Here is a 10,261-nt window from a genome sequence, read left to right on the forward strand (position 1 = left end):
GTTCATCCGTAGCGGCTTCGTTCGTGGAAGAAGCCGTCGACGGTCCGGAGCTCTCCGGCGCGTGCGACCCGGTCGTAGACGAAGCCGCCGACCGCCAGATCGAGCACCCCGAGACCGAACGGCGAAAAGACCGCCGGCCGGTTCCGCGGCACGGTCACCCGCCCGGCCGTCACGTCGTCCAGCGTGCCGTGCACGAAGTCCCGGCTGCCGGTGAGCTGCTCGGTCAGATGGGGGGAGGTGCCCGCCCGGAGGCAGTGCTCCACGTCGTCCACGATGTTGGTGGAGGCCAGCAGGATCTCGGGGGCGAGATCGCGCAGCGACACGTGCAGCACCACGGGGTTGTGGTCGAACCACCCCGGATCCTTGACATGGGGTTCGCCGGCGACGGTCGCGAAGACCACGAGATCGCTGGTACGGATGAGCTCCTCCGGAGAACGGTGCACGGTGACGGGTGCCGAGGCGCCGGACTGCTCCATGTACAGCCGGAAACCTGCCGCGCTCTGCGCCGACACGTCGTAGAGCCCGATGGCGTCGAACGACCATCCCGTGCCTTCGAGGAACGTGTGGATGTACCGGGCGATCAGACCGGTCCCGAAGAACCCGACCCGCGTGGCCCGTGGACGGTCGCGGCTGAGGCCGCAGGCCGCCGAGACCGCGGACGCGGCCGTTCTCGTGGCACTGATGATGGAACTCTCCAGGCAGGCGAACGGATAGCCCGTGCGGGGGTCGTTGAGGATCAGCACGGCCGAGGCGCGGGGAACCCCGGACCTCACGTTCGCGGGAAAGCTGGAGATCCACTTCAGCCCGTCCACCGGCGTCTCGCCGCCCAGGGAAGCGGGCAGCGCGATCATCCGGCACGCCGCCCGGTCCGGGAAGCGGAGGAACGACGAGGGCGGGTTCACCGTCCGGCCGTCGGCGTGCAGCCGGTAGGCGGCCTCGACCACCTCCACGATCTGCTTCTCACGTCCCTCAAGGGCGTGCCGGACCTGGCCGCCGGGGATCACCGCGAACGACGGCACGGTGACGTCCTCGTCGGCGGATACAGAAGCGCTTCGGTACGTGTTCATGGCGGTCACACCTCGATCGTCGGTGAGCAGGTGTCCGGCCCGTCCGGTGCGGCCATGGCGACGACGACGTCGCGCGGCCCCTCGTAGGCGTCCCTGCTGTGTGCGGTCCGGATGTTGTCGATGAGGAGCAGGTCACCGGCCTGCCACGGCGGTCTCACGGTGCGCTGCGCGTACGCCGAGTTGATGATCTGGACGACGTCCTCCCCGATCGCCCCGCCGTCGCCGTAGCGCGTGTTGAACGGGAGACCGGCGGGCCCGTACTCGTCGACGAGGTACTCGCGCACCTCCGGAGCGAGCGTCCACTCGTTCAGGAACGCGATTTGATTGAACCAGCACCGCCGCCCGTCGGCGGGGTGCCGGACCACCGCGCTGCGCCGCTGCTCGGTGCGCAGTACTCCGTCGGGCTGCCAGGCGTACGCGATGGCGTGGGCGTCGCAGTAGCGCTCCACCTCGTCACGCTCGTCGGTGCCGAACGCCTCGGCCACCGTTGCTCCGATCTCGCCGTTGTAGCTGCGGGTCAGGAGCCAGCCCTCGCGTTCGAACCGGTCCGTGAGCGTGCGGGGCAGGGTGCGGAGCACGTCCGCCGCGTCGGCGAGGCCGATGGTCCCGCCCGTGATGGGCTCCGAGAGACAGGCGAAGAGCAGCACATGGGGGAACCCGAGGGTGTAGCTCAGCTCGTGGTGCATGCACATGGGTTGGTTCGGTGGCCAGGCGGAGGACGAGTGGACACCGGGGGAGTGACACTGCCTGGGGGCGAAGGCCTCCTTCTCGACGACCGGTTCGACGCCCAGTTGCCCCAGGACGGCGGCGACGTCGCCGGGGGTGCGCAGGTCCAGACCGCGCACCAGGACAGCACCGTGTGCTCTGAGCGCCGTGTGCAGCTCGTCCCGGGCTTCTGCCGCCCAGCGGGCGGGGTCGTCGAACGTCGGCGCTCGCATCGTCGCGGGCATGCCCGGTCCCTGTTCCGGAGCGAGCGGTGAGACGGTCCTCTCCGTGGAAGTCATCGTGAGCTCCTGGAGGTTGTAGTGGTTTCATGGATGGAGCGTGCGTCGAGGAGTGCGGCCAGGTCGGTGAGCACGGGATGACGCACGAGGTCCTTGAGCGAGACCGCCCGGTCCAGCGCGATCGCCACTGCGACTGCCGAGAGCGAGGTTCCTCCGCGGTCGAAGAAGTTGTCCCGCCTGCCCACACCGGCCGCCGGGACATCGAGCGCCTCGGCCCAGAGCGACGCCACACGCCGTTCGGTGGACGTTCGGGGCAGGTCGTCGGGACCTTGCGGACCTGCCGTGTGCGCCAACCCTTCGGCAAGTGAGGTGAGTTCGGCGCGGTCCGTCTTTCCGTTGGCGGTCAGCGGCAGAGCCGCCAGCCAGTGGAAGGCCGACGGAATCATGTACGCCGGCAGGCCGGTGGCGAGCCGGTCCCTCAGGGCTTCGGCGCGCAGCGGGCGTTCACCGCTGTAAAAGGCGGTCAGCTGTCGTTCCCGCCCTGCCCTTTCGGCGACCACCACGGCGCTGTCGCGCACGCCGGGTTCGCGGAGCAGAGCGTTCTCGATCTCACCTGTCTCGATCCGGAACCCCCGGATCTTGACCTGTGAGTCCCTGCGGCCGAGGAACTCCAGTTGCCCGTCGGGCAGCCAGCGCCCGTAGTCCCCTCCCAGATGGAGCCGCTCGCCCGGATGGAACGGATCGGGCATGAAGGCCGCCCGGGTCCGGTCCGGGTCGTTGATGTACCCCCGGCCGACACAGAGCCCGGCGAAGGCGATAGCTCCCGGGGCGCCCAGGGGCACCGGGGAGAGATGGTCGTCGAGGACATAGACGCGTACGTTGTTGACCGGACGGCCGATCGGCACGGTGTCCGTCTCCGGCACCCGGTTCAGTACCGAGTGATTGGTGTCGTCGGAGGTTTCGGTGAGCCCGTAGGCGTTGACCAGTGGCTTTCCGGGGAAGGCGCCGAACCAGCGCTGGACGAGTCCCTTCTTGAGGGCTTCGCCCGTGACCGATACACAGCGCAGGTGGGGAAGCGCGCGAGGGTGCCGTTCCAGGAAGGTCAGGACAGCGTCCAGGTAGGTCGGAACCACCTGCAGAACTCCTGCCCGGCCCTCGTCCAGTGCGTCGACGAAACGGGGTACGTCCAGGACCGCGTCCTGGCCGACCAGCAGCGTGCAACCCCCTACCGGCAGGGCCGCCAGGAGCTGCCACACCGAGATGTCGAAGCACTGGGGTGCGGTCTGGGCGACCACATGGCCCTCCCCGATTCCCAGGTCCTCGATCTTCGCGAAGAGGTGATTGAGCATCCCCGCGTGCTCCACCATCGCGCCCTTGGGCTCGCCCGTGGAACCGGAGGTGAAGATGACGTACGCGAGATCGTCGGGGCCGACCCGTACACCGGGGTCGGACTCGTCGTGGTTCTTCTCGCGGAGCGTGACGATGCATGAGGTCCGCACCCCTGGCAGCGTGTGCACGGCGCGGTCGAGGGTGGTCGTGCTGCCGGGTTCGGTGAGGACCAGGCCACAGTGCGCGCGTGTGAGCATGGCGGCGATACGGGCGGCGGGGAAACGCGGCTCGATGGGCAGGTAGACGCCGCCGGCCTTCAGCACCGCGAGGACCGCGACCAGCCAGTCCAGGTTCCGTTCGGTCACCACGGCGACGACCTGCTGCCGGCCGAGCCCCGAGTCCAGCAGCGCGTGTGCCAGCCGGTTGGCGCTGCGGTCGAGTTCCCCGTAGGTCAAGCGCCTGTCACCGTGGACGGCCGCGACCTTGTCCGGGTCGGTGTGCGCCCGCTTGGCGAAGAGTTCGTGGAAGCGAAGGTCGGGGAGGGGACGCAGCGGTCCGGCGAGTCCGTCGATCTGGTGGCCGAGCTCCTCGGGCGAGAGCAGGCTCTGCCCTTCGTGCGATGCGTCGGGATCGGACGCGATCAGCCTCAGCGCGGTGAGGTGGTAGCCGGCGATTCTGGTGGCGGATGCCTCGTCGAAGAGCTCGGTCGCGTACCGCAGCCGGAGTACGCCGCCGGTCGCGTGGCGGATGACTTCCAGCTGCAGGGCGGCCTCCCGAACCGGCTTGCTGCCGCCGGTCGGATCGAAGGTCACCGCGCGGTCGGTGGCGGGGAGAACCGGCTCATCGTCCGCAGCGTCACCCGGGACGTTCACGTCGGCCAGCAGTTCCGACTGCTTACGGTCGGCGTGGAGGACCAGCGAACGCCAAGAGCGACAGCTGGTGCTCAGCCGGCACGGAAGGGCACCGTCGGCTGCGGCTGTCAGATATCCGGTGGTGACGGTGGTGTCCCCGGTCAACGAGGCCAGCACCCTGGCGTGAGCGGCCAGAGCCGGAGCGGTCGGGCTGACGCCCATGGACCTCGTCAGCCGGTCGAGTGCGGTGACGAGCGTTTCCGGGACAGCTGCCTCGACCACCGAGGTGCCGGGCACCGGGTCGCACGTCCAGCGTGCCGGTGACGTGGCGCCTTCTGCGGCGAGCACATCGTGCCGGCAGGCCGAACCGGTGGGAGTTGCGGTGTTCATCGGGTCGCCTCCTCGCCCCGGGCCGTGTCCCGGGCGATCTGGTGCGCTGGATTCCCGCCCCACAGGGCGTTCGCGGGCACTGATTCCCCCTTCATGAGGAAGGAGTCGGGCGCGAGTACCGCTCCGTCGCCGATCGTGACGCCGTAGTGCACGAAGGCTCCGACTCCGAGGGTGGAGCCTGCACCGACCCGGGAGCGGTCCGACTTGAAGGCTCCGTCCTCCTGCGAGTGGCATTGGACGACACTTCCGGTGTTGAGCGTGCAGCCGTCCCCGATCGTGACCATCGTGCGTTCCGTGAGGTAGCAGCCGTCGTCGAAGACCTGGCGCCCGATGCGCACACCGAGCGACCGCCAGATCAGCCCCTTGAAGGGGGTCCCGTCGAAGGCCTTGAGGAATAGTTCGGACGGCACCTTCCAGAAGCGCTCACGGCGCCAGAAGCGGAGGTCGTAGATCGAGCAGAAGAGCGGGCCAGGTGGGCGGGAGGACGTGACCGCTCGTTCCACGAGGATGAAGTAGGCGGTGCTGATGAGCAGGACCAGTACGTTGCTCAGTGCGACGGCTATGGCACCGGCCGATGTGTACAGCTCTGCGGAGGCCGAGACGACCAGGGTGACCAGGAGCGCGTAACCCCACCTGACCAGCAGATACAGTCCCATGGTGGCCGCGTTGTGCCGGTTCTTGGCGGCCAGGTGTGCGGTGAGTCCGCCACCGTACCGCTTGAGGCCGACTTCGTCGTCCCGCCGGACCGACCGCGGTATCTCGAAACTCGGCGAGCCCAGCAGCCCGACGTCCTCCCGGATCCGTCCGTCCACAGGGACCATGACCTTGGTCGCCAGGAGACAGTTGTCTCCCGTCCGCCCACGGGAGGGGTAAGCGATCCTGTTGCCCAGGAAGTTGCGCGCTCCGATCGCGGTGCGAGAGACGCGGAAGGACGTGGCGGAGTACTCCGCGTTGTTGACCGAAAGTCCGTCGGCGACCATCGTCCCTGTTCCGACCGCAGTCAGGTACGGCGTCTCGTGTTTCACCTCGGTTCCGAAGTTGGATCCCGTCTGCTCCACGCGGGAGAGGTCATACCCGAGGAGACGCAGGTAAGCGACCACAGCGGAACTGTCGCCGAACAGCCGCGTCAGGAAGGGCCGGTTCGTCAGCAGAGTGATCGCCCGGTGCACTCCGTAGTGGAAGCCGTACAGGGGATAGACCCGGTCAGGCACGAGCGTGCGCGCGAGCAGCCGGGGCAGCAGGGCGAGTACGAGAAAGCCGAGCGGCAGAACCACGAAGAGCAGCGCGAAGGAAATGAACGCGGCATCCCGGTAGAAGACCCACGTGGTCAGGACCGAGGGCCCCGGTTCCAGCACTGCGGACAGTTGCGGAGCCTCGGTGAGCAGCAACCCCATGCCGCCTACAGCCAGCGGCAGATAGACAAGCAGCGCGATCAGCAACTGCGAGACGCTGTGGAGCGACCTGCGCAGAGCACCGCAGGACGCTCCTTCCACCACCGGATACTCCCCGTCGGCGCGCCGGGCCGGTGAGCCGTGCCAGTGCTCCCCCGCCGGTATCGCCTGCCCGCTGTGGAGAGCGGACGCATGCGCCAGCCGGGCGCCGTCGCCGAGCGACGTCCCGATGTCGAGCACCGAGGCCTCGGCGACGAGCGCGTCCTTCCCGAGCGTCACGGGTCCGGTCTCGATGATGCCGCCGCGGGCGCGGTAGCCGGTGAAGTAGCAGTCCTTGCGGATGACCGAGAAGTCACCGAGGGACAGCAGGTCGGTACAGAGCGGCACATGGCGTGAGAAGACAGCGACGCCCGTCCCGATGCGTGCGCCCAGCGCCCTGAGGTAGAGCGTGTAGAGCGGCGACCCGACGAAGAGGACCAGCGGGTTCGAGCGGACGAGCGTCCTGACGATCCAGAGCCGGAAGTACGCGGAACTCCAGATACGGATCCGACGAGGCTTCCAGCGTCCTATGAGCACCCACTTGACCAGGACCGGCACGGCGCACAGCCCCACGAACGTCACACCACCGAAGACGACCGAGCGAAGATACACATCGAGACCGCCGGAACCGGCGGAGATCCACGTGTAGCCCCGGACACCGCCGAACGCGACGAGGCACGAGTAGAGGAGGAAGGAGAGCAGTTGCACCGCGCCGCACACGACGTACCCCGAGCGGCGCGAGGGAGCAGCCGTTGCCGCGGTGGACGGAGAGCGACGCGGGGAAGGCGGACCTGCTGCTGGGGGACCGGTGGGCGTCAGCGCGAGGGCCAGCTCCCGGACCGTGCTGTGTGCGTAGACGTCCCGCATGGAGATCTGCGGCAGGTCGGAGCGCTTCCTCACTCGCGCGCAGAAATGAGCCATCACCAGCGAGTCGGCACCCAGGTCCCGGAAGAAGTCGCTGTCGACCGAGACATCGTCCCGACGCATGACGTCGGCCAGAACCGCGGCGAGCACGGCCGCAGCGCCGGCGGCCTGCTCGGCGAGGAGGGGGTCGGGGAAGTCGTCAGTCGGCGTGGACGGGACGCTGACCTGTGTTCCGGTCATCGGTGGCTCCCTCGGAAGGCTGCGCACACGCCGATCCCGGCTCCCTGTGAGCCGCACGTGGGCGCTCTCTACCCAGTGTTCGAGGCAGGCAGAGGGAAAGTTTGCCCCTCCGGAAAAAGAAATCCCGGCACCTTCATGAGGCTCCGCTGCACGGGGCATGTGAGCGACGTTCAGTGATGTGCGCATCCCATTTGGTGTGCGAGGTGTCTCGGCTATTTCTGCCGTCAGGCCCGCCTTCGCTGCGTTTCCGTCGCGCGTTTTCCCTTCGCGCCATGCTCCCGTCGGACGTTGCTTCCACTGTGCTGTCAGGGGTGCGCCGACGTTCTCTCGCAAGGTATGCCTGACATGGCATCGTGATGCGATGTCAAGGGGCCACTCATCGTGGCGTGTCTCCTGGTCCCTCCTCGAAGGTGAAAAGTGGTGCTCCGCTTCCGCGCCGGTCCCAAAAACCGGCCCGCGCAGACTCGACGCGCATCCATTCCACCGCCGGCAAAGGATCCTTCGTTGCGCATCACGGCAGCCCGGTGATATCCGCCCACGGAATAGGTATTTCCCTTACCGCGTCAGATCGTTCTGCTCAGACAGAACCGGATTCATGAAGCTGAGGGGAGCAGCCCGGATGCCGACCGGTGTACGGCGCTGCCGCGGTTTTCCCGCTGGGGGCGATACCGTCGTGCAACATCCCTTTCGGACTCGACCGGGAAGATATTCCCTTGCACTGGCTTTTCGGCGATCAGCTCGGGCCCCACTTCCTGACCTCCGGGGAAGCGGGCCCTGCTCATGAAACCCCTCTCCTCATGATCGAGGCACGCTCTGTCTTCCGGCGGCGGCGCTTCCACCGGGCCAAGGCCCACCTCGTGCTGTCCGCGATGCGCCACCGCGCGGCAGAACTCGGCGACCGCGTCACGTACGTACGTGCCGACACCTACCGGCAGGGGCTGGACCGGGCGACACGGGGACGGCCGGTCAACGTCCACCACCCCACGTCGCATGCCGCCCTGCGGCTGGTCGAGTCCCTCCCACACGTGACGGTGGGTCCCGCGCGCGGGTTTCTCGTACCGCCGGGGGACTTCGCCGCCTGGGCGGACGGACACCATGGCAAGCACCTGCGGCAGGAGGCCTTCTACCACTGGGTACGTCGGGGACTCGGCCTGCTGATGGACGGCGACGGTCCGGCGGGAGGACGGTGGAACCTCGACCACGACAACCGGGAGCCGCCGCCCCGCGATGCCCGCACCCTCCCAGTCGCCCGGCCCTATCGGCCCCGTGAGGACGAGACCGACGAGGAGGTGCGTCACGATCTCGACCGCTGGGAGCGCGACGGGGACGTCAGCTTCGTCGGCCGGGACGGACCGCGGCTGTTCCCCGCGACTCGTGCGGAGGCCCGGCGGGCTCTGCACCGCTTCGTCGAGCACCGCCTCGCCACGTTCGGACCGTACGAGGACGCCATGCTGGGCGACGACCCCGTCATGAGCCACAGTCTGCTCTCCTCGTCCCTGAACCTCGGCCTGCTTAACCCGGCCGAGTGCATCGACGAGGCGGAAAAGGCATGGCGCGAGGGCCGGGCGCCGCTGAACAGCGTGGAGGGCTTCGTGCGGCAGATTGCCGGCTGGCGCGAGTACGTGTGGCAGCTGTACTGGTACTTCGGCGACGATTATCGACGCTCCAACACACTCCGGCACACCGACCCGCTGCCGGACTGGTGGAACAACCTCGACTCGGATGCTGTCCGGGCCAACTGTCTGCGGACCGTCCTGGCCCAGGTACGGGACACGGGATGGACGCACCACATCCCCCGGTTGATGGTCCTAGGAAGCTACGCACTCCAGCGCGGCTGGGACCCCGCCGCCGTCACCGACTGGTTCCACCGCTCTTTCGTCGACGGCTACGACTGGGTGATGCTCCCCAACGTCATCGGCATGTCCCAGTACGCCGACGGCGGCCGGATGACCACCAAGCCCTACACCTCGGGCGGCGCCTACATGAACCGCATGAGCGACCTGTGCGGTCCCTGCGACTACCGGCCGGGCGAGCGCACCGGTGAGCACGCCTGCCCGTACACCGCCGGCTACTGGTACTTCCTCGATCGCCACCGCGACCTGCTGGCCGGCAACCATCGCATCGCCCAGCCGGTGCGGCAGCTTGACCGGCTCGCGGACCTTGACGACGTACGCCGACAGGAGGACGCGCGGGGCGACGAGCCGCCGTGAGCGCCGTATGCCGCCACCCGCCTGCCTGACCGGCGAAGCGTTCGCCGCCGTCGTGAAAGCGGCCCCGCGAACCGGGGATCCCGGCCGATCGGACGTGGGGGCGTCGGCAGAGACGCCGCAGACAGCCGCCGGGACCCCGCAGTACAGATCGGTACGAAGTGTCCTTGGCGCCGCGCCGACGCGTTGACGTCAGCCGGCTGCGCCGTTGACGTACTCGTTCAGCGCCTGCCCCGCCCGCAGGGACGTCCTGCGACTTGCCGTCGGCTTGAAATGCGCCGAAGCCCAGTAGTGCCATGGTCTCTTCCGCTCCTCAGGCCCTGGGCGATGATCCCGGGCTGCTCCACCGTGCCAAAGAGTGCGTCAATGACGAGCTCGATGTCCTGAGGTGTCAGAGCCGAACCGGCCTCCGCCACTTGGGGTGCGGCGGCCGCGGCCGAAGCGCCTTCGTCCGCATACAACCCCCGATCGTTCGGGTCTGAGGCGCGCCGCCGCTGCTGAGGTCGCAGTGCCGCCGCCCGGTGCGGGAGAGGTGCTGTGCGGGGTCGCTGCCCATGTGACGCCTTCAGGCCGCCCCGCAGCGCACGTCACTACCTCACTCATAGGCAGCAAGAGGCGGGCAGTGCGCGACGGTCGTCTGTTCGCGTGCTGCGACTCCTCGTACTCCGCCAGTGACAGGCCCGAGGCGAAGAAGGTGGGTGCCCACTCGCCGACGAAGATGCCCCATCGGTCCGTTCGCTCCCTTTCCCTTCCTCTCCACGCGCATGGCCCGCGGTCGCTTGCACGCTGGCCCCGCAAGGTACTGGACACGATGTGTTGCGGCGGGGGGGGGGGGGGGGCCCCCCCGGGGGCCCCCCCCCCCCCCCCCCCCCCAAAAAACCCCCCCCCGCGCGTTGTTGTTGGGGGGCGGGGGGGGGTTTAAATGAAAGCGACCAAATG

5 protein-coding genes are annotated in these 10,261 nt (G+C 68.6%); 1 reads left to right on the forward strand and 4 read right to left on the reverse strand.

What is annotated here, in order from left to right; all coding sequences use genetic code 11:
• Positions 1 to 2: 2 nt before the first annotated feature.
• From sbnB to ACGFZA_RS40225, 4 genes are read right to left on the reverse strand one after another with little or no spacing between them, the layout of a single operon-like run.
• Positions 3 to 1,067 carry a 2,3-diaminopropionate biosynthesis protein SbnB gene (gene sbnB, locus ACGFZA_RS40210; RefSeq protein WP_385281330.1) on the reverse strand — a complete coding sequence of 355 codons (1,065 nt, stop codon included), beginning with the start codon at positions 1,065 to 1,067 and terminating at the stop codon, positions 3 to 5.
• A 5-nt stretch (positions 1,068 to 1,072) separates the two neighbouring features.
• Positions 1,073 to 2,071 carry a TauD/TfdA family dioxygenase gene (locus tag ACGFZA_RS40215; protein ID WP_393685831.1) on the reverse strand — a complete coding sequence of 333 codons (999 nt, stop codon included), beginning with the start codon at positions 2,069 to 2,071 and terminating at the stop codon, positions 1,073 to 1,075.
• Positions 2,068 to 4,581: an amino acid adenylation domain-containing protein gene (locus tag ACGFZA_RS40220; protein ID WP_393685833.1), complete on the reverse strand. Its 2,514-nt coding sequence runs from the start codon at positions 4,579 to 4,581 to the stop codon at positions 2,068 to 2,070. The genes ACGFZA_RS40215 and ACGFZA_RS40220 overlap by 4 nt, the downstream gene beginning before the upstream one ends.
• Entirely contained in the window at positions 4,578 to 7,115 is a 2,538-nt protein-coding gene (locus ACGFZA_RS40225; RefSeq protein ID WP_393685835.1) for a Pls/PosA family non-ribosomal peptide synthetase, read from the reverse strand. Before ACGFZA_RS40225 ends, ACGFZA_RS40220 begins: the two co-directional genes overlap by 4 nt.
• Before the next feature lie 713 nt (positions 7,116 to 7,828).
• Between ACGFZA_RS40225 and ACGFZA_RS40230 the strand changes: the two genes are divergently transcribed.
• On the forward strand, positions 7,829 to 9,325 hold the full coding sequence (locus ACGFZA_RS40230; RefSeq protein ID WP_393685837.1) for a cryptochrome/photolyase family protein: 1,497 nt from the start codon (positions 7,829 to 7,831) through the stop codon (positions 9,323 to 9,325).
• Positions 9,326 to 10,261 lie beyond the last annotated feature (936 nt).

This window comes from Streptomyces sp. NPDC048211, assembly GCF_043202315.1.
Classification (GTDB): domain Bacteria; phylum Actinomycetota; class Actinomycetes; order Streptomycetales; family Streptomycetaceae; genus Streptomyces.